This is a genomic window from Streptomyces sp. TM32 (assembly GCF_004122755.1).
In the GTDB taxonomy this organism is placed as follows: domain Bacteria; phylum Actinomycetota; class Actinomycetes; order Streptomycetales; family Streptomycetaceae; genus Streptomyces; species Streptomyces sioyaensis.
Window position 1 is genome coordinate 1 of the sequence record NZ_SDIG01000133.1, and the last position, 19,062, is coordinate 19,062.

Annotated in this window: 17 protein-coding genes and 1 pseudogene; 12 read left to right on the plus strand and 6 right to left on the minus strand. The window is 70.9% G+C overall.

Features of this window, described 5'->3' with window-relative positions:
* Positions 1-450 (minus strand): annotated as a pseudogene (locus EST92_RS24025) (adenosylcobinamide kinase/adenosylcobinamide phosphate guanyltransferase); the annotation flags it as partial.
* 161 nt (positions 451-611) lie between these two features.
* Between EST92_RS24025 and EST92_RS24030 the strand changes: the two are divergent.
* A complete protein-coding gene (locus tag EST92_RS24030) occupies positions 612-827 on the plus strand; it encodes a hypothetical protein (protein WP_129249887.1) in 216 nt (71 codons plus the stop codon).
* Between the two features lie 68 nt (positions 828-895).
* Here the strand turns inward: EST92_RS24030 and EST92_RS24035 are convergent, their stop codons facing one another.
* Positions 896-1,492, minus strand: coding sequence for a DUF3043 domain-containing protein (locus EST92_RS24035; RefSeq protein WP_129282893.1), 597 nt, complete (start codon positions 1,490-1,492; stop codon positions 896-898).
* 330 nt (positions 1,493-1,822) lie between these two features.
* Between EST92_RS24035 and EST92_RS24040 the strand changes: the two genes are divergently transcribed.
* The 7 genes from EST92_RS24040 to EST92_RS24070 all read left to right on the plus strand — a co-directional run bounded on the left by EST92_RS24040 (position 1,823) and on the right by EST92_RS24070 (position 10,403).
* Positions 1,823-2,608 carry a PspA/IM30 family protein gene (locus EST92_RS24040; RefSeq protein ID WP_129282904.1) on the plus strand — a complete coding sequence of 262 codons (786 nt, stop codon included), beginning with the start codon at positions 1,823-1,825 and terminating at the stop codon, positions 2,606-2,608.
* A 56-nt stretch (positions 2,609-2,664) separates the two neighbouring features.
* Complete coding sequence (locus EST92_RS24045) at positions 2,665-2,943, plus strand: hypothetical protein (protein WP_006606071.1); 279 nt, start codon at positions 2,665-2,667, stop codon at positions 2,941-2,943.
* A gap of 93 nt (positions 2,944-3,036) precedes the next feature.
* Positions 3,037-4,326 (plus strand): sensor histidine kinase, encoded by a 1,290-nt coding sequence (locus tag EST92_RS24050; RefSeq protein ID WP_129282894.1) that lies wholly within the window; start codon positions 3,037-3,039, stop codon positions 4,324-4,326.
* The gene (locus EST92_RS24055) at positions 4,323-5,009 is read left to right on the plus strand and encodes a response regulator transcription factor (RefSeq protein ID WP_129282895.1); all 687 of its coding nucleotides are present in this window, start codon (positions 4,323-4,325) and stop codon (positions 5,007-5,009) included. Before EST92_RS24050 ends, EST92_RS24055 begins: the two co-directional genes overlap by 4 nt.
* Before the next feature lie 171 nt (positions 5,010-5,180).
* The gene (locus EST92_RS24060) at positions 5,181-8,441 is read left to right on the plus strand and encodes an efflux RND transporter permease subunit (protein WP_129282896.1); all 3,261 of its coding nucleotides are present in this window, start codon (positions 5,181-5,183) and stop codon (positions 8,439-8,441) included.
* A gap of 234 nt (positions 8,442-8,675) precedes the next feature.
* Positions 8,676-9,761: a methyltransferase domain-containing protein gene (locus EST92_RS24065; protein ID WP_129282897.1), complete on the plus strand. Its 1,086-nt coding sequence runs from the start codon at positions 8,676-8,678 to the stop codon at positions 9,759-9,761.
* A gap of 120 nt (positions 9,762-9,881) precedes the next feature.
* Positions 9,882-10,403 carry a DUF4430 domain-containing protein gene (locus EST92_RS24070; RefSeq protein WP_129282898.1) on the plus strand — a complete coding sequence of 174 codons (522 nt, stop codon included), beginning with the start codon at positions 9,882-9,884 and terminating at the stop codon, positions 10,401-10,403.
* 328 nt (positions 10,404-10,731) lie between these two features.
* Here the strand turns inward: EST92_RS24070 and nadA are convergent, their stop codons facing one another.
* The gene (gene nadA / locus EST92_RS24075) at positions 10,732-11,919 is read right to left on the minus strand and encodes a quinolinate synthase NadA (protein ID WP_129282899.1); all 1,188 of its coding nucleotides are present in this window, start codon (positions 11,917-11,919) and stop codon (positions 10,732-10,734) included.
* Between the two features lie 318 nt (positions 11,920-12,237).
* Between nadA and erpA the strand changes: the two genes are divergently transcribed.
* The gene (erpA, locus tag EST92_RS24080) at positions 12,238-12,591 is read left to right on the plus strand and encodes an iron-sulfur cluster insertion protein ErpA (protein WP_006606077.1); all 354 of its coding nucleotides are present in this window, start codon (positions 12,238-12,240) and stop codon (positions 12,589-12,591) included.
* 83 nt (positions 12,592-12,674) lie between these two features.
* Here erpA and EST92_RS24085 read toward each other — a convergent pair whose 3' ends face one another.
* Together EST92_RS24085 and EST92_RS24090 are read right to left on the minus strand one after the other, a co-directional pair.
* Positions 12,675-14,195: a hypothetical protein gene (locus tag EST92_RS24085; RefSeq protein WP_129282900.1), complete on the minus strand. Its 1,521-nt coding sequence runs from the start codon at positions 14,193-14,195 to the stop codon at positions 12,675-12,677.
* 127 nt (positions 14,196-14,322) lie between these two features.
* Positions 14,323-14,547, minus strand: coding sequence for a hypothetical protein (locus EST92_RS24090; protein ID WP_129282901.1), 225 nt, complete (start codon positions 14,545-14,547; stop codon positions 14,323-14,325).
* A gap of 158 nt (positions 14,548-14,705) precedes the next feature.
* Between EST92_RS24090 and EST92_RS24095 the strand changes: the two genes are divergently transcribed.
* Positions 14,706-15,680, plus strand: coding sequence for a carbohydrate kinase family protein (locus EST92_RS24095; protein ID WP_129282902.1), 975 nt, complete (start codon positions 14,706-14,708; stop codon positions 15,678-15,680).
* A gap of 9 nt (positions 15,681-15,689) precedes the next feature.
* Here EST92_RS24095 and EST92_RS24100 read toward each other — a convergent pair whose 3' ends face one another.
* The gene (locus EST92_RS24100; protein ID WP_129282903.1) at positions 15,690-17,141 is read right to left on the minus strand and encodes a cysteine desulfurase/sulfurtransferase TusA family protein; all 1,452 of its coding nucleotides are present in this window, start codon (positions 17,139-17,141) and stop codon (positions 15,690-15,692) included.
* Positions 17,142-17,491: 350 nt separating this feature from the next.
* Between EST92_RS24100 and coxB the strand changes: the two genes are divergently transcribed.
* Both coxB and EST92_RS24110 read left to right on the plus strand, forming a co-directional pair.
* Entirely contained in the window at positions 17,492-18,454 is a 963-nt protein-coding gene (coxB, locus tag EST92_RS24105; protein WP_174244114.1) for a cytochrome c oxidase subunit II, read from the plus strand.
* Positions 18,451-19,062: cbb3-type cytochrome c oxidase subunit I (locus EST92_RS24110; RefSeq protein WP_174244115.1), on the plus strand; the 612-nt coding region annotated here is incomplete at its 3' end. The genes coxB and EST92_RS24110, both read left to right, overlap by 4 nt.

Consider the following 19,062-nt stretch of genomic DNA (forward strand, 5'->3'; position numbering starts at 1 on the left):
GCCACCGCCCGCCCGGCCGGTGGCGTTGCCCACCCCGGCCGGTGCCGCGTCCGGCGGCAGATACAGCAGCCGCTCGCCGTCGGCTCCGGTGATCTCGTAGCCGGTCCCCGGGCCGTCCACCGCGAGGGCCCGCACCCGGTGCCCGTCGAGCAGGGCCAGCTCCCGCCCGTCCGCGACCCGCCCCGGCTGCGGCAGCCCGGCGGGCACCTCCATCGCCGGGCCGTCGTGCGGATGCGAGAGCAGCACCTGTCGCACGCCCGCCAGCGACCGCCCGGCCCGGGCGGCCGCGAAGGCCGGCCCCGGCGTCAGATCGATCAGCAGCACGCCGTCGACGAGCAGCGCGGTCGCCGCCCGCGCCTCGTCGCCGACGGCGGTCGCACAGGAGGCACACGGGCAGCCGGGACGCGGCAGCCCCTGCGGGGCCCCGGTGCCGAGGAGAGTCACATCCACACCGCCGAGTTTCTCGCGTCCGGCAGCGGTGAGCGCGGCGGGGGCGGACTCGACACGGCCGTTAGGCTGCCGATCAGCACGGAAGCACGGCACCGCGCAACGTGGCAGGACCCGTTCCGCGGTGGCACTGACTCGTACCCGGTGGGATCCAGGAGGCGGACATGGCGTGGACGTGGCGGTTCGAGAAGGCGGACGGTGCGGAGGCGGCGCCCGCCGTGGAGCCGGAGGAGTTCACCACGCAGGGCGACGCGGAGTCCTGGATCGGCGAGGAGTGGAAGGCCCTCCTCGACGGCGGCGTCGACCAGGTCAGGCTCTTCGAGGACGGCACGGAGGTCTACGCGGGCCCGATGAGCCTGCACGCGGACGCCGAGGGCTGAGACCGCAACGCCGCGCGGCCGGACCCCACGGAGGGGCCGGCCGCGCGGCGTTTTGTCAGTCCAAAGGACTAAGGCCGCTGGCCCCGCTTGACCTGCGGCTTCGGCAGCCGCAGCCGCCGCATCTGGAGCGTGCGCATCACCGCGTACGCCTTCACACCCTTGAGGTTCTCGTTCGGGAACTTCTCCTGCAGCCGCTTGCTCAGGCGGAACCAGATCAGCACCGAGTCGAGCACGATCAGCACGATCAGCACCAGCCACAGCAGCAGCGCGATGCTCTGGATCGACGGCACCCGGATCATGGTGAGCACCAGGATCACCACGGCCATCGGCAGGAAGAACTCGGCGACGCACCAGCGGGAGTCGACATAGTCCCGCGCGAACCGCCGCACCGGCCCCTTGTCGCGCACCGGCAGATACCGCTCATCGCCGTTGGCCAGCGCCTCGCGCTGACGGGCCATGTCGGCACGGCGGGCCTCACGCTGGGCCTTGGCCGCGTCCTTGCGGTTGGTCGGCGTGTGCGCACGGGAGCGGCGCTGCGACTGCGCCTCGTTGCGTTTGGGCGTCGGGCGGCCCTTGGGGGCCTGCGGATCGCGGGGCTGCTGGGGCTGGTCCGCGGTCACCTTGGCGGTCGCGGCCTGCTCATCCTTGGAACGGCTTCGGAACACAACACCCAAGAGTACGTGGTCGCCGCGCGAGAGCCATGGTCCGACGGGCACGATCCGGCAACGGAGCCCCTCGCCGGCCCCGCCGCACCGGGCCACCCGCCCCGCTCATCGGGTCAGAGCGGACATCTCGCGGGTTGTCCGGACTCTCCCTACTCCCTGCGCGGGAGACGTGGCGCCCCGCGATCGTCCTGGAGGAGGAGCGCATCCGGGCCCGAACAGTGCGGTAATGGAACCAGGGCCCGTACTGTGGGGTCTGTAGATGTGCTGGAGCCTAAGCCCGGGGCGACCCGGGTCAGAAGGGGGCGCGCGAGGCCCATGAGCGATGGTGTCATGAAGCGGATGGGGATGATCTTCCGCGCGAAGGCCAACAAGGCCCTGGACCGGGCCGAAGACCCGCGCGAGACCCTCGACTACTCGTACCAGAAGCAGCTGGAGCTGCTGCAGAAGGTGCGCCGCGGGGTCGCCGACGTGGCGACCTCCCGCAAGCGCCTGGAGCTGCAGCTCAACCAGCTCCAGGGCCAGTCCGCCAAGCTGGAGGACCAGGGCCGCAAGGCGCTGGCGCTCGGCCGCGAGGACCTGGCCCGTGAGGCGCTGACCCGGCGCAGCGCGCTGCAGCAGCAGGTCACCGACCTGGAGACGCAGCACCAGACGCTGCAGGGCGAGGAGGAGAAGCTCACGCTCGCCGCCCAGCGCCTGCAGGCCAAGGTCGACGCCTTCCGTACCAAGAAGGAGACCATCAAGGCCACGTACACGGCCGCCCAGGCGCAGACCCGGATCGGCGAGGCCTTCTCCGGCATCTCCGAAGAGATGGGCGATGTCGGCATGGCCATCCAGCGCGCGGAGGACAAGACCGCGCAGCTCCAGGCCAGGGCCGGCGCGATCGACGAGCTGATGGCATCCGGCGCGCTGGACGACCCGTCCGGCATGGCCAAGGACGACATCACCGCCGAGCTGGACCGGCTCTCCGGCGGCAGCGATGTCGAGCTGGAGCTGCAGCGGATGAAGGCCGAGCTCTCGGGCGGCACGTCCGCCGGCCAGCAGGCCATCGAGAGCGGTCAGAACGGCGAGGCGAAGCCCTCCCCGCAGCAGGACCAGCCGCGTTTCGACAAGCAGTGACGGGCTGCGGCGGCTAGCCTCGCAAGGATCGTCGGACCGGACCAAGGGAGACCGTCGTGATCGTACGGATCATGGGGGAGGGCCAGGTGAAGCTGGACGACGCCCACTTCACCGAGCTCAACAAGCTGGACGATGAGCTGCTCGCCGAGATGGAGAGCGGCGACGAAGAAGGCTTCCGGCGCACCCTCGGCGCCCTGCTGGACGCCGTACGCCGCCTGGGCACGCCCCTGCCCGACGACGCCCTCGAACCGTCCGCCCTCATCCTGCCGTCCCCGGAGGCCTCGCTCGACGAGGTCCGGGAGATGCTCAGCGACGACGGCCTGATCCCGGGCTGAACCCCGGCCCGGTCACTTCACTCCAGCGCACAGCACTCCAGCGCACGGCGCCCCGGTCCCCGCGAACGGACCGGGGCGCTACCGTTTGCTCTTGTGAGCCTCCTCGATCCCCGCCCGGACGCGTCGCGCGTCGGCCGCTTCCAGTGGCACCGCACGCATCCGCGCGCGTGGGACGCCGCCGTGGCCGTCGCCGTCTTCGGAAGCATCCTGCTCGGCGCGATGGCCGGGCCGCACGGCTCGCACGACACCCACTTCGTCCGCCACGAGCCGTCCGCCACCGCCGTGGCGCTGGCCGCGCTGGCCTGTGCCGCCTTGGTCCTGCGCCGCCGGCTGCCGCGCACCGTCCTTGCCGTGACGGTCGTGCTCACCCTCGCCGAACTCCTCACCCGCACCGGCACCCAGGGGGCCCCGGTGGCCGCCGCCACCGTGATCGCCCTGTACGGCCTGGCCTCCCGCACCGACCGCCCCACCACCTGGCGGGTGGGCGCGCTGACCGTCGTCGTGCTGACCGCCGCCGCGATGCTCTACGGGCCCCGCCCCTGGTATTCCCAGGAGAACATCGGGCTCTTCGCCTGGACGGGCATGGCCGCGGCGGCCGGAGACGCGGTCCGCAGCCGCCGCGCGTTCGTCGACGCCATCCGGGAGCGCGCCGAACGCGCCGAGCGCACCCGCGACGAGGAGGCGCGGCGCCGGGTCGCCGAGGAGCGCCTGCGGATCGCCCGCGAGCTGCACGATGTCGTCGCCCACCACATCGCTTTGGTCAACGTCCAGGCCGGGGTCGCCTCGCACGTCATGGACAACCGCCCCGACCAGGCCAAGGAGGCGCTGGCGCACGTCCGCGAGGCGTCCCGCTCCGCGCTGGAGGAACTCCGCACCACCGTGGGCCTGCTGCGGCACTCCGACGACCCGAAAGCACCGACCGAGCCGGCCCCGGGCCTGGGCGTCCTCGACCAGCTCGTCGACGGGTTCGTCCGCGCCGGGATCCCCGTCGACCTGGAGGTCCCGCCGCTGCCGAGGCCACTGCCCGCCTCCGCCGACCTCACCGCCTACCGCGTGGTCCAGGAGGCGCTGACCAACGTCCACAAGCACGCCGGGGAAGGGGCCCGGGCCACGGTACGTATCGTGCACTCCGACACCGCGCTGACCGTGACCGTCCTGGACGACGGCGCCGGCCGGGCCGGCGTACCGCGCCAGAAGGGCGGCGAGCGGCCGGCCGCGGAGCCGGACGGTCCCGAGCCCGGCGGCGGCCACGGCCTGATCGGGATGCGCGAGCGGGTCTTCGCGCTGCGCGGCACCGTCGAGACCGGCCCCCGCGCGGCCGGCGGCTTCCAGGTGCGGGTGACCCTTCCACTGCAGACCGTCCGTACGGGGGAGACGACATGACGATCAAGGTGCTGCTCGCCGATGACCAGGCGCTGCTGCGCAGCGCGTTCCGGGTGCTGGTCGACTCCGAACCGGACATGCGGGTGGTGGGGGAGGCCTCCGACGGCGCCCGGGCGTACGAGCTGACCCGGGCCCAGCGCCCCGATGTCGTCCTGATGGACATCCGGATGCCCGGTGTCGACGGCCTGGCGGCCACCCGCATGATCAGCGAGGACCCCGACCTCACCGAGGTCCGGGTGGTCATCCTGACGACGTTCGAGGCCGACGACTATGTGGTGCAGTCGCTGCGCAACGGCGCCAGCGGCTTCCTCGGCAAGGGCGCCGAGCCGGACGAGATGCTGCACGCCATCCGGATCGCGGCGGCCGGTGAGGCGCTGCTGTCACCGGTGGCGACCAAGGGGCTGATCGCCAAGTTCCTTGCGCAGGGCCGGAGTTCGGGTGACGGCAATCGGGCCGGGCGGGGCACCGAGCGGCTGGCGACGCTGACCTGCCGGGAGCGGGAGGTGCTGACGCTGGTGGCCGGCGGGCTGTCCAACGACGAGATCGCCGAACAGCTCGCGGTCAGCCCGCTCACCGTCAAGACGCATGTCAATCGTGCGATGGCCAAGCTCGGGGCCCGGGACCGCGCCCAGTTGGTGGTCATCGCCTACGAGTCCGGACTCGTACGTCCACGGGTGCAGTAAGGGTGGAGTAAACGTACTCCGAACGCGGTACACCCCCGGCTCGGAAACCGACCTGCGAGCGAGGAAATCCGGCCAGGGCATGCCGGAAGGTTGAGGTGGGCTGTAAAGGCCCCTGTCGTCGGGCCCAGCAGGCCCCGCCGCCCTTTCGGAACAGAAGAGAGTGACCCCACCATGTCCTGGCTGTCCCGCCTCAGCCTCGTACAACGGGGCCTGATAGCGCTGATGTCGATCGTGGCGATCGCCTTCGGCGCCATCGCGATCCCACAGCTCAAGCAGCAGCTCCTGCCCTCCATCGAACTCCCGATGGTGTCCGTCCTGGCGCCCTATCAGGGGGCCTCGCCCGATGTCGTCGAGAAGCAGGTGATCGAACCGCTGGAGGACGGCGTCCAGGGGGTCGACGGCATCAAGTCCGTCACCTCGACGTCGAGCGAGGGCTCGGGCGTCATCATGGCGCAGTTCGACTACGGCAACGACACCAAGCGTCTGGTCGCCGATGTCCAGCAGGCCGTGAACCGGGCCCGCGCCAAGCTGCCCAAGGACGTCGACCCGCAGGTGGTGTCCGGTTCGACCGACGACATCCCCAGCGTGGTCCTCGCCGCCTCCTCCGACTCCAAGGACCAGCAGACGCTGGCCGACGAGCTCAACCGCAGCGTCGTACCGGACCTGAAGAACATCGACGGCGTCAGCCAGGTCACCGTGTCCGGCGTCCAGGACCGGATCGTCGCGGTCACCCCCGACGACAAGAAGCTCGCCGCCGCCGGGCTGAGCGCCCAGGCACTGGGCCAGGCGCTGCAGAACGGCGGCACGTCGGTACCCGCCGGGTCGTTCGCCGAGGGCGGCAAGAGCAAGACCGTTCAGGTCGGCGCCGGCTTCACCTCCGTCGCACAGATCAAGGACCTGACCCTCTCCCCGTCCGCGGGCGGCGGCGCGGGTGCCGGTGCCTCCGCGGGCGGCGGCCCCTCGGCAGGTGGCGGTGCGGGTGGCGGGGCCGGTGCAGCGGCAGGCGGCGCTCCGGCCGCGGGCGGCGGCGCGCGTGCGTCCGAACCCGTCCGCCTCGGCGATGTCGCCACCGTCAAGGAGGAGCAGGCCACCCCGACCTCGCTCACCCGCACCAACGGCAAGCCCAGCCTCGGGGTGAACGTGACGATGGACAAGGACGGCAGCGCCGTCGCCATCTCCGACGCGATCAAGGACAAGCTCCCCAAGATCCGTCAGGACCTGGGCAAGGGCACCCACGTCACGGTCGCCTCCGACCAGGGCCCGCAGGTCTCCAAGTCGATCGACTCGCTGACCACCGAGGGCCTGCTCGGCCTCGTCATGGCGGTCATCGTCATCCTGGTCTTCCTGCTCAGCCTGCGCTCCACCCTGGTGACCGCGGTCTCCATCCCGCTCTCGGTCGTCATCACCCTGATCGTGCTGTGGACCGGTGACCTCTCCCTCAACATGCTCACCCTCGGCGCGCTGACCATCGCGATCGGCCGCGTCGTCGACGACTCCATCGTCGTCCTGGAGAACATCAAGCGGCACCTGGGCTACGGCGAGGAGCGCCGCGAGGCCATCCTCTCCGCCGTCAAGGAGGTCTCCGGAGCGATCACCTCCTCCACGCTCACCACGGTCGCGGTTTTCCTCCCGATCGGTGTGGTCGGCGGCATGATCGGCGCGCTGTTCGGCTCCTTCTCGCTGACGGTGACCGTCGCCCTGCTCTCCTCCCTGATCGTCTCCCTGACGGTCGTTCCGGTGCTGTCCTACTGGTTCCTGCGCGCCCCGAAGCTCCCCGAGGGCGCCACCGCGGACGACCTGCGCCGCGCGGCCGAGGAGAAGGAGGCCAAGAGCCCCCTCCAGCGCTTCTACGTCCCGGTCCTGCGGTTCGCCACCCGCCGCCGGTTCACCAGCCTGGTCATCGCCGTGGTGATCCTCCTCGGCACCATGGCCATGGGCCCCCTGCTCAAGACCAACTTCCTCGACCAGGGCGACCAGAGCACCCTCACCCTCAAGCAGGAACTCAAGCCCGGCACCAGCCTGGACGCGGCCGACAAGCAGGCCAAGAAGGTCGAGAAGCTGCTCGGGGCCAACGACGACGTCGCCGACTACCAGGCCACCGTCGGTTCCTCCGGCCTCATGGCGGCCTTCGGCGGCGGCACCGGCGCCAACAAGGTCTCCTACCAGCTCAAGCTGAAGGACTCCGCGGACTCCGACAAGGTCACCGACGACCTGCGGGCCGGCCTCGACAAGCTCGGCCCGTCCATCGGCAACACCAGCTTCAGCACCGGTGGCGGCATGGGCAACCAGGACCTGAGCGTGGTCGTCAAGGCCGGTGACGCCGGCGTCCTGAAGCAGGCCAACGAGCAGGTCCGCAAGACGGTGGCCGGTCTCGACCACGTCACCGACGTCCAGAGCGACCTCTCCGAGAGCGTGCCGCGGATCTCGGTGAAGCCCAACGCCAAGGCGGCCGCGGCCGGTTACGACCAGACCACGCTCGGCGCGGCGGTGACCCAGGCGGTCCGCGGCACCGAGAGCGGCAAGGCCGTCCTGGACGACACCGAGCGGGACATCGTCATCAAGGCGGCCCACCCGGCCACCACCGAGGACGACCTGAAGAACCTGGCCGTCCCGACCCCGTCCGGCCCGGCCAAGCTCAGCAGCCTCGCCACGGTCCGGACCGTCCCCGGCCCGGTCCAGATGACCCGGACCGACGGCGCCCGCTCGGCGACCGTCACGGCCAAGCCGACCGGCGACAACACCGGTGCGGTCAGCGCCGAGTTGAAGAAGAAGATCGACGCGCTGAAGCTGCCGGACGGTGCCACTGCGACCATCGGCGGCGTCTCCCAGGACCAGTCCGACGCGTTCTCCTCGCTCGGGATGGCGATGATGGCGGCCATCGCCATCGTCTTCATGCTCCTGGTGGCCACCTTCCGCTCGCTGATCCAGCCGATGATCCTGCTCGTCTCGATCCCGTTCGCGGCCACCGGAGCGATCGGCCTGCTGGTCGCCACCGGCACCCCGCTGGGCGTCCCGGCGATGATCGGCATGCTGATGCTGATCGGCATCGTGGTCACCAACGCCATCGTGCTGATCGACCTCATCAACCAGTACCGGGCGCAGGGTTACGGAGTCGTCGAAGCCGTCATCGAGGGCGGCCGCCACCGCCTCCGCCCCATCCTGATGACGGCCCTGGCCACCATCATGGCGCTGCTCCCGATGGCCCTGTCCATCACCGGAGACGGCGGCTTCATATCCCAGCCGCTCGCCGTGGTCGTGATCGGCGGCCTGATCACCTCCACCCTCCTCACCCTCCTCCTCGTCCCGACGCTCTACGCGATGATCGAGCTCCGCAAGGAGCGCCGGGCGAAGAAGAAGGCCAGGAAGCGGGTCGACACCTCCGGCCCGCAGTCCGGAAAGGACGACCGCACCCCGGAACCGGCGACCGTCTGACGACGACGCCCCGGCGACGAAACGATGCCCCCGCAGGCCGCTGCTTGCGGGGGCATCGCGCTGGGCACCCCTTCCACGGGGCGCGACCGCCCACCACCGACGAAGGGGGCATCCATGGGAAAGCACGGTGACGGCAAGGGAGGCACGGACGGCGACAAGCAGCAGAGCCCGAAGGAATCCGACGGCCAGTGGACCAAGCCGGTGACCAACCCGCCGAAGAAGTAGGGAGGCGCCGTGTCCTCGCCGAGCCGGCTGGTGGAAATCCTGCGCAACAAGGGCGCGTTGACGCCTCAGTGGGCCCCGACCGTCGCCGTGGTCGATCGGGCGCACTTCGTCCCGGACACCTTCACGGTGGGGGAGCGCACGCTCTCCCGCTCCGCGGACGAGGCAGAGTGGCGGCGGATGGTCTACGCCGACCTGCCCCTCGTCACCCAGCACAACGACGGCCGGGCCACGGACGGCCAGGTCACCATCCCCACGTGCTCGACGTCCATGCCCTCCCTGATGCTCGCCATGGCCGCGGTCGTCCGGGACGGCGACGCGGTACTGGAGATCGGCACCGGCACCGGCTACCACGCCGCCTGGCTCGCCCACCGGCTCGGCGAGCACCGCACGACCACCATCGAGACCGACAAGGCTCTGCGCGACATCGCCCGGGACAACCTCGCGCGAGCCGGTCTGCACCCCCGCACGGAATACGGCGACGGCCTGGCCGGCGTCCCCGGCGGGGCGCCCTACGACCGCACCATCGCCACCTGCACCGTCCGCGACATCCCCTATGCCTGGGTGGCACAGACCGCACCGGGCGGCACGATCCTCACCCCGTGGGGCTCCTCGTTCCACTCCTTCTCGTTCGCCACCCTGACCGTCCGCGACGGGCAGGCCACCGGCCGCTTCTCCGGCCGCCCGGCCTTCATGTGGGCCCGTCAGCAGCGCCGTTCCTACGGCAGGATCAGGGACTGGTACCACGGCGAGGAGGGCGAGCGCGCGACGACCACGATCGACCCCCGGACCCTGGAGGACGATCTGCACGCCCGCTTCGCCGTCGGCCTCCGGGTACGGGACGCCTGGCCGCTGCTGTGCCATGCCGACGACGGCAGCGACGAAGCCACGTACTGGCTCTTCGACGACGCCCGCACCTCCTGGGCGACGGTGGAATACGTGCCCGGCCACGACACGTACGAGACCGAACAGCACGGCCCGCGCCGCCTGTGGGACGAGGTGGCAGCCGCCTACCGTGCCTGGACCGCCCAGGGCAGCCCGCCCAGGGACCGCTACCGGATCACGGTCACCCCGAACGGACAGTCCGTCTCCCTGTGACCCGGCCCGCCCGCCGCCCGGGCCACGTACGCGTTCGGAGGCGCACCTCTCGCCGATCGCGGGGAGCGATGGTTTGGTAACTGATGGTTGCCGAACCGACGAAAGGCAAAGGTGAGGAGCGTGCCGAGTGCCCCGGCCCGCAGGGTCGTCCCCGTAACCGCTGTAACCGCTGCCGCGCTGCTGCTCCCGCTGGCCCTCACGGCCGCTCCGCCGGCCGGCGCCGAGGGTTCCACCGCCGCCGTCCGGGTGGCGGTCACCGGCGGCTCGTACACCGCCAGCGTGGGACTCGTCCGGACGGGCCCGCGCACCCTCTTCGGCGGCTTCTACTGCGCCGCCGACGGCATCAACCCCACCCCCCTGACCGCCCTGGTCGACGCTGACCACATCTACGGCCTCGGCGGGGTCCGGGCGAGCTGGGACGCCACCACCCAGGACTACGTGGTCACCGAGATCCACGGCGACGCCGCGGACAGCACCAAGAAGTGGAACGCGTACGTCAACGAGAAGAAGATCACGAAGGGCCCCTGCCACACCGCGATCAAGGGCGGCGACAAGGTCCGCTGGACCCTGGAAGCCGCCGCCCCCGCCGCATCCGGGACCGGCACGGCCGAACGGCCACCACGCCGCCGCCGGGAACGCTGAGCGGCTCGACGCCCGCCCCCACTCACCGCCACGTACTCCACTCACGGGAGGGGACGGCCCGGAGGGGCCGGTGTGTGGGACGTAAAGCGAAGCAGTCCCCCACACCGGCCCCGGAGGCCCGTCACCGCACCCGACACCCACCCAGCCCGCCGCGTGGGGGTACCTCCCACGCCCTTCAGGCAGTGGGGGAGCAACGGCGAGAAGCAATCACGGCGGGAAAGCCGACAACGTCCGGCGGCGCCGCAAAGCGCAGCGGCGCGCGCACCGCGCAGCGGGCGACAAACGGCGCGCAACCCCCACGGCGGGAAAGCCAAAAACGTACGTACGCCTACGGCAACGCCAGCATCCGCTCCAACGCCAGCTTCGCGAAGCTCTCCGTCTCCTTGTCGACCTCGATGCGGTTGACGACCTTGCCGGCGGCGAGCGACTCCAGCGCCCACACCAGGTGGGGGAGGTCGATGCGGTTCATCGTCGAGCAGAAGCAGACCGTCTTGTCGAGGAAGACGATCTCCTTGTCCTCCGCGGCGAAGCGGTTCGCCAGCCGGCGGACGAGGTTCAGCTCGGTGCCGATGGCCCACTTCGAGCCGCGCGGCGCGGCCTCCAGGGCCTTGATGATGTACTCCGTCGAGCCGACCTGGTCCGCCGCCGCCACGACCTCGTGCTTGCACTCGGGGTGGACGAGGACGTTGACGTCGGGGATCCGCGCCCGTACGTCGTTCACCGACTCCAGGGAGAACCGGCCGTGCACCGAGCAGTGGCCGCGCCACAGGATCATCTTCGCGGCCCGCAGCTGCTCGACGGTCAGGCCGCCGTTCGGCTTGTGCGGGTTGTAGACCACGCAGTCGTCCAGGGACATGCCCAGGTCGCGGACGGCGGTGTTGCGGCCGAGGTGCTGGTCCGGCAGGAAGAGGACCTTCTCGCCCTGCTCGAAGGCCCAGTCCAGCGCCCGCTTGGCGTTGGAGGACGTGCAGATCGTGCCGCCGTGCTTGCCGGTGAACGCCTTGATGTCGGCCGAGGAGTTCATGTACGAGACGGGCACGACCTGCTCGGCGATACCGGCCTCGGCGAGGTGGTCCCAGCACTCGGCGACCTGCTCGGCCGTGGCCATGTCGGCCATCGAGCAGCCGGCGGCCAGGTCGGGGAGGACGACCTGCTGGTCGTCGCCGGTGAGGATGTCGGCCGACTCCGCCATGAAGTGCACACCGCAGAAGACGATGTACTCGGCGTCCGGCCGGGCGGCGGCGTCCCGCGCGAGCTTGAAGGAGTCGCCGGTGACATCGGCGAACTCGATGACCTCGTCGCGCTGGTAGTGGTGCCCCAGGACGAAGACCTTGTCCCCGAGCTTCGCCTTGGCCGCGCGGGCGCGCTCGACGAGATCGGGGTCCGACGGCGCCGGCAGATCGCCGGGGCACTCCACACCGCGCTCGCTCTTCGGGTCGGCCTCGCGGCCGAGGAGGAGCAGGGCCAGCGGGGTCGGCTGGACGTCCAGGGGCTGGGCGGTGGTCACAACACGCACCCTCTCTTTTCTGCGGACGGCTCTTGCACAAAAGCCTTTTCGTCTATTTGACGCTATCTATCATAGCTGCTTCACGTCACTTTGACGATGGGGCTTGTGTCGATGTGACGCATCAGCACCCCGCCATGTGTGCTCGGCCACCTGTTCCTGCCCGCCGGTGTGCGAGCATGAGGGGAGAACAATGGTGAGAAGCCGCCCCCGGCGGTGCGCCGGAAGGCTTCTCGACATGTTGTGCCCAGCCGGAATTAATCCGGGACGTCATTGGTTGCAGCTTTGCATCCGATGACAAGCGGTCCGTACAACCCGGGAGAGATCTAGATGAGCGTTCAGGACGAGACCACCGTCAGCGACGGCATCATCCTGTCCGACGCGGCCGCGTCGAAGGTCAAGAGCCTGCTGGAGCAGGAAGGCCGGGACGACCTCGCGCTGCGGGTGGCCGTTCAGCCCGGCGGCTGCTCCGGACTGCGCTACCAGCTCTTCTTCGACGAGCGTTCGCTCGACGGCGATGTCGTCAAGGACTTCGACGGCGTGAAGGTCGTCACCGACCGGATGAGCGCCCCCTACCTGGGCGGTGCCTCCATCGACTTCGTCGACACCATCGAGAAGCAGGGCTTCACGATCGACAACCCGAACGCCACCGGCTCCTGCGCCTGCGGCGACTCCTTCAGCTAAGGAGCTCGGGCAGTACGTACGGAAGGCGGCGCCCCCCGAGTGGGGGAGCGCCGCCTTTCGGATTCCGCACCCGGGCTTCCGGGCTACTGCTTGGGCACCGACTCACCGGTCGAGACGTCGACCACCTTCCGGCCGTCCAGCGGCCGGTGCAGCGTCACGGTCTTGGTGAACTCCTTGGCGATCTTCACACAGACCTGGCCGGGCTTCTTGTCCTTGCCGACGACCTTGGTTTTCACGGCCGAGCCGGACTCCTCGGCGCTCACCGAGTAGACGCTGCACACCCCGCCCCAGAAGTGCACCGTCAGCTTCTTGCCGCCGTCGCTCACGCCGTACGACTCCAGGGCCATCGCCCCGGGCTTCCCGGACGGCTTGCGCGGCGCCTGCCCCGTGCCCTGCGAGCTGCCCCCGCCGTCCCGGTGGGCCAGGTACTTCGGGTCCACGGCCGGCTGCGCGACCGTCGAGGTGGCGTCCGGTCCGCTGCCGGCGCCCGGCTGGCGCACCGTGTACAGCCACGACGGCACCAGCGCCTGCCCGCCGTCCACGTACTGGACCGAGAGCCCGAAGGCCGCACCGGTCACGTCGGACGGCTGCTGCGCCTTCGTCGGCGCCGGCTCGCACGGCGCGATCCCGCCGGCCTTGCCGTCCTTGGTGTCCTTCTTGCCGGGCGGCGAGGGGCAGCCGGCCGGCTTGCGGCCCTCGCCCGAGTTCAGCCGGTCCAGTGTCTTGTCGGCGTTCAGCACCGGATACTCCGCGCCCTTGACCGGATTCGCGAACTGGCCGCTGCCGCCGACCACTTGACCGTCCGAACCGACCTGCAGATCGCTCTGCCAGCCGTACGTCGGCAGCCCGCCCAGCACCGGGTTGGCGGTGACGATCCGCACCGCACCGGACAGCCCGCCCGCGTCGACCTTGGAGTCCTCCTGGCCGAGCGCCTTCAGCACCGGCCGCACCGCCTGCTTGGCCTTCTCCGGCGACACCGCGCCCTTGCCGCTGCTGTCGTCCTCGGTCGCGATGTCCCCGCCGCCGCGGTACGACGGGCAGCCGGGCCGGCTCGACGCGGCGGCACCGTCCCCGCCCTTGTCGCCCTTGGGGGAAGCGGGCAGCGCACAGTTGGTGCCGCCCGGGGTGCCGTACTGCGAGAACGTCCAGGAGCCCGAGCCGGTCTTGGTCACCTGGAGGACGGGGCCGCGGCCGTCCCGCGTCGGTCCGCCGACCTTCCAGGTGGTGCCCTCCGAACGGACCTTTCCGGCCACGTCCAGCGCCTTGGCCAGCCGCTCCACCGACTCCCGGCTGATCTCGCCCTTGGGGCGGTAGACCGGCGCCGCCGCCGGACCGCCGGGCAGCTTCTTCACCGCCCGGTACTTCGCACCCTGCGGATTGGGCTCACCGGCCGCGATCGAGCCGCCGGAATAGCCGTCGAGCGCGAGGGGCGGCGGGTCGCCCTTGGCCGGGCCGGCGGCCCCGTCGCCGGACGTCGACGAGGCCCAGTACGCCGCGCCGCCCCCGGCCAGCAGCACCGCGGCGGCCACCGAGGCGACCACTGCCGGGGTGCGCCGCCTGCGCTCCGTGGGGTTCGGGCTCTCGTTGCTGTCCTCGGTGTTCACCGCATCGCTCCTTCGGCTCCGCTGAACATCTGACGTGCCATCCTCCGTGAGGGGACGTCGATGGGACGGAGCGGGGTTGGATGCGGTTCCCCCGTCGGGCGCCGTTCGGCCCCCGGCGGGCGGGCGGTCAGTCGCCGTACTCGGACATTCCGTCCAGCAGGGCGGCGGAGGACGAGGGGACCTTGACGCCGTGCAGATCGGCGGACCGCCCCGGGGCCGGCGCGGGACGCCGGCCGGCACTCCAGCGGCCCTCCATGCGTGCGCAGTCACCGCGCAGCTCGTCGAGCGACTCCGGGTCCCGCCGGGCGGGCGCGTCAGGGGACGGTGTGACGGCTTTCACAGGCTTGGTCATAGCGGCACCGTACGCAGTCATAAACCGTGGAGAAAGACCTACTATTGGGTAGTTTCCGTAGCTCAAGTGTCCGGGATGACCGGGTGGTGTGCGACCCCGCCGGGTAGCGTTGCTTCACGTCCGCCCGCCCCTACGCCTTCCGCAGGAGCAGACCCGTCGTGCGTATCGCAGTCACCGGCTCCATCGCCACCGACCACCTGATGACCTTCCCCGGCCGCTTCGCCGATCAGTTGGTCGCCGACCAGCTGCATACGGTCTCCCTCTCGTTCCTGGTCGACCAGCTCGACGTCCGCCGCGGCGGCGTCGCCCCCAACATCTGCTTCGGCATGGGCCAGCTCGGCATCGAGCCGATCCTGGTCGGCGCCGCGGGCAACGACTTCGAGGAGTACCGCGCCTGGCTCGACCGCCACGGCGTCGACACCCGCTCCGTACGCATCTCCGAGGTGCTGCACACCGCGCGCTTCGTGTGCACCACCGACGCCGACCACAACCAGATCGGCTCCTTCTACACCGGCGCGATGAGCGAGGCCCGGCTGATCGAGCTGCAGCATGTCGCCGAGCGGGTCGGCGGCCTGGACCTCGTCCTGATCGGCGCGGACGACCCCGAGGCGATGATCCGGCACACCGAGGAGTGCCGCACCCGCGGCATCCCCTTCGCCGCCGACTTCTCCCAGCAGATCGCCCGCATGGACGGCGACGCCATCCGCACCCTCATGGAGGGCGCCACCTACCTCTTCTCCAACGAGTACGAGAAGGGCCTGATCGAGTCCAAGACCGGCTGGACCGACGAGGAGATCCTCGCCAAGGTCGGCACCCGCGTCACCACCCTCGGCGCCAACGGCGTCCGCATCGAGCGGGTCGGCGAGCCGACCATCGAGGTCGGCGTCCCGGAGGAGAACACCAAGGCCGACCCGACCGGCGTCGGCGACGCCTTCCGCGCCGGCTTCCTGTCCGGCCTGGCCTGGGGCGTCGGCCTGGAGCGCGCCGCGCAGGTCGGCTGCATGCTGGCGACCCTGGTCATCGAGACCGTCGGCACCCAGGAGTACGAGCTGCACCGCAGCCACTTCATGGACCGCTTCACCAAGGCATACGGGCACGAGGCCGCGAACGACGTCCAGCAGCACCTGGCCTGAACCACCGCGTCAGGCGCGGCGCCGCACGACATACGCGGCGCCGCGCTCGGCCGCCCGCTCACCCACGTACTCCTGGTCGCGCATGGTGCACCAGGCGGGGATGTCCTGCCGGGCGGCCTCGTCGTCGGAGAGCACCGTCACCGTGTGGCCGACCGGCACCTCGCCGATCACCTTCGCGAGCTCGATGACGGGGATCGGGCAGCGCTTGCCCAGTGCGTCGACGACCAGCCCGGCCGCCTCGGCGGGCTCCGCGGCCGGTGCCGCCGGGGCCGTGCGTGCAGCCCCGCCGTCCGCTTCCGCTGCCGGCACCTCCTCGGCGCCCGCCGCCGGGCCGCCCAGCCGCTCCCGCACCGAGCGCACCACCCGCGGCAGCACCTCCAGGAAGCGTTCCACCTCGGCCTCGGCCGTGCCGTACGGCAGCGAGATCCGGACATTTCCCTCGGACAGCACCCCCATCGCCCGCAGCACATGGCTCGGCGTCAGGGTGCTGGACGTACAGGACGAGCCCGACGACACCGAGAAGCCCGCCCGGTCCAGCTCGTGCAGCAGGGTCTCCCCGTCGACATAGAGACAGGAGAAGGTGACGAGATGGGGCAGGCGGCGCACCGGGTCGCCGACCACCTCCACGTCCGGCACCAGCTCCGGCACCCGTGTGCGGATCCGGTCCACCAGGAGCCGCAGCCGTGCCGCTTCCCCGTCCGTCCCCGGGTCCGCCCGCAGTGCGCGCAGGGAAGCCGCGGCGGCCACGATCGCCGGGAGGTTCTCGAAGCCCGGGCTGCGGCCCGACTCCCGCTCGTCCGCCGGTCCCTGGGGCGCGAACCGGGTCCCCTTGCGGACCACGAGCAGCCCCACACCGGGCGGGCCGCCCCACTTGTGGGCGCTCGCCGCCAGCAGCGACCAGGGACCGGGCACCGGACCCCACGGCAGCGACTGGGCGGCATCCACCAGCAGCGGCACCCCCGCCTCCCGGCAGCGCTCCGCCACCTCGTCGACCGGCTGCTCGGTCCCCACTTCGTGATTGGCGGACTGGAGGCAGACCAGCGCGGTGTCCGTACCGAGCGCGGCGGCCACCTCGCCGGCCGCCACCCGGCCCGTACGGTCCACCGGCAGCTCCACCCGGGTCCCGCCGGCCGCCTCGTGGACCTCGGCGGCATGCAGCACCGAGGAGTGCTCGACGGCGGAGTGCAGCAGCCGGCGGCCGGCCCGCCGACGGGCCGCCAGCGCGCCGGCCACTCCCCTATGCACCGCCTGTGTCCCCGAAGGGGTGAAAACCAATTCGTCCGGGCGACAGCCCACCGCCTCGGCCGCGGCCTCCCGGGCGGCGTCCAGCAGCAGCCGGGCGCGCCGCCCCTCGCGATAGAGGCGGGCCGGGTCGGCCCACCCTTCGTCGAGCGAGGCGAGGAGTGCCTCGCGGGCGACGGGGTGCAGCGGGGCGGTCGAGGCCGCGTCGAAGTAGGGCACGTCACGACGGTAGAACACCGGCCCTGGGCGGCGCGCGGACTCGGGTACGGCGGGGTACGGGGCGGCCGGCCGGGCGCGGCCGAAGCGGGGCGGGTACGGTGCCGGGTGCGGCGTCAGATGCCTGGTGGAAGCGGGTATTCGGGGGTTCGGCGGGCCGTCGGCAAGGGGCCTGGCCACCCCTTAGGGGTGCGGCGCGGCGCGTTGGGCACCCTCCCCGCGCGACCCCAAATAGCGTCCAGTAAGGTTTGGCCCGCATAAACATCCAAACCCCTGCCCGACGCAGGGCGGCGACCGACCAGCGAGTAAGGCCGCAGCCGACCGCGCGGGCGAGACTCTCGGGAAGGCGCTACGTGAGTCCCAACGGCTCCGACCGCTCGTCGCGGCGCCCGATGCGGCGGAAGCTGCCGCAGGTGCTTGCTGCGGGCCTGGTCCTGGCGACCGCTACTGGTTGCACATATAAGGACTTCCCCCGCCTCGGCATGCCAACGCCCGTCACCGACGAGGCGCCGCGGATCCTCTCTCTTTGGCAAGGCTCCTGGGCCGCCGCCCTCGCAACGGGCGTGCTGGTGTGGGGCCTGATCATCTGGAGTGTGATCTTCCACCGCCGCAGCAGGACCAAGGTGGAGGTCCCCGCGCAGACCCGGTACAACATGCCGATCGAGGCGTTGTACACGATCGTCCCGTTCATCATCATTGCGGTGCTTTTCTACTTCACCGCACGTGATGAGAGCGCGCTCCTGAAGACTTCCAAGAAGCCCGACCACGTCGTGAACGTCGTTGGCTTCCAGTGGAGCTGGGCGTTCAACTACCTGGAGAACGTGGACGGCAACAAGTCGACCTCGGCCCTCACTTCCCCCGCACTCTCCGCGGTCCCGGACAAGTGGAAGAAGACCGCGCCGGCCGGTGCGGACGGCGTCTACGACGTCGGCACCCCGGGCGAGCGCAACCCGCAGACCGGCAACCCCGGTCCGACCCTGTGGCTGCCGAAGGGCGAGACGGTCCAGTTCGTGCTGACCTCTCGTGACGTCATCCACTCCTTCTGGGTGGTGCCGTTCCTGATGAAGCAGGACGTCATCCCGGGCCACACCAACGTCTTCGAGGTGACTCCCAACAAGGAGGGCACCTTCATGGGCAAGTGCGCCGAGCTCTGCGGCGTCGACCACTCCCGGATGCTCTTCAACGTCAAGGTCGTGTCCCCCGAGCGGTACCGGGCACACCTGAAGGACCTGGCGAAGAAGGGCCAGACCGGATACCTGCCGTCGGGCATCAAGCAGACGGATCACGCCAGGAATGCGGAGACGAAGAACCAGTGAGCATCCTCAACGAACCTCAGGGTGCCGCCGCCGATACGGCTCCGGCAGCACCGCCCGTACGCAAGAAGCAACCCGGTATCGCTGCCGTTCAGTGGCTCACCACCACTGACCACAAGACCATCGGCACGCTCTACCTGGTCACGTCGTTCGCGTTCTTCTGCATCGGCGGCCTGATGGCGCTCCTCATGCGCGCCGAACTGGCTCGTCCCGGCACGCAGATCATGTCGAACGAGCAGTTCAACCAGGCGTTCACGATGCACGGCACGATCATGCTGCTGATGTTCGCGACGCCGCTGTTCGCCGGTTTCGCGAACTGGATCATGCCGCTGCAGATCGGCGCCCCCGACGTGGCGTTCCCGCGGCTGAACATGTTCGCCTACTGGCTCTACCTCTTCGGTTCGCTGATCGCGGTGGCCGGCTTCCTCACCCCGCAGGGTGCGGCGGACTTCGGCTGGTTCGCGTACTCGCCGTTGTCGGACGCGGTGCGTTCGCCGGGCGTCGGCGCGGACATGTGGATCATGGGTCTGGCCTTCTCCGGCTTCGGCACGATCCTCGGTTCGGTCAACTTCATCACGACGATCATCTGCATGCGGGCGCCGGGCATGACG

Bases quoted from the DNA above. Each gene is read 5' to 3' on its own strand.
- EST92_RS24030 (WP_129249887.1), top strand. From the start codon at position 612: ATGGCGTGGACGTGGCGGTTCGAGAAGGCGGACGGTGCGGAGGCGGCG.
- EST92_RS24040 (WP_129282904.1), top strand. From the start codon at position 1,823: ATGAAGCGGATGGGGATGATCTTCCGCGCGAAGGCCAACAAGGCCCTG.
- EST92_RS24055 (WP_129282895.1), top strand. From the start codon at position 4,323: ATGACGATCAAGGTGCTGCTCGCCGATGACCAGGCGCTGCTGCGCAGC.
- EST92_RS24060 (WP_129282896.1), top strand. From the start codon at position 5,181: ATGTCCTGGCTGTCCCGCCTCAGCCTCGTACAACGGGGCCTGATAGCG.
- erpA (WP_006606077.1), top strand. From the start codon at position 12,238: ATGAGCGTTCAGGACGAGACCACCGTCAGCGACGGCATCATCCTGTCC.
- EST92_RS24090 (WP_129282901.1), bottom strand. From the start codon at position 14,547: ATGACCAAGCCTGTGAAAGCCGTCACACCGTCCCCTGACGCGCCCGCC.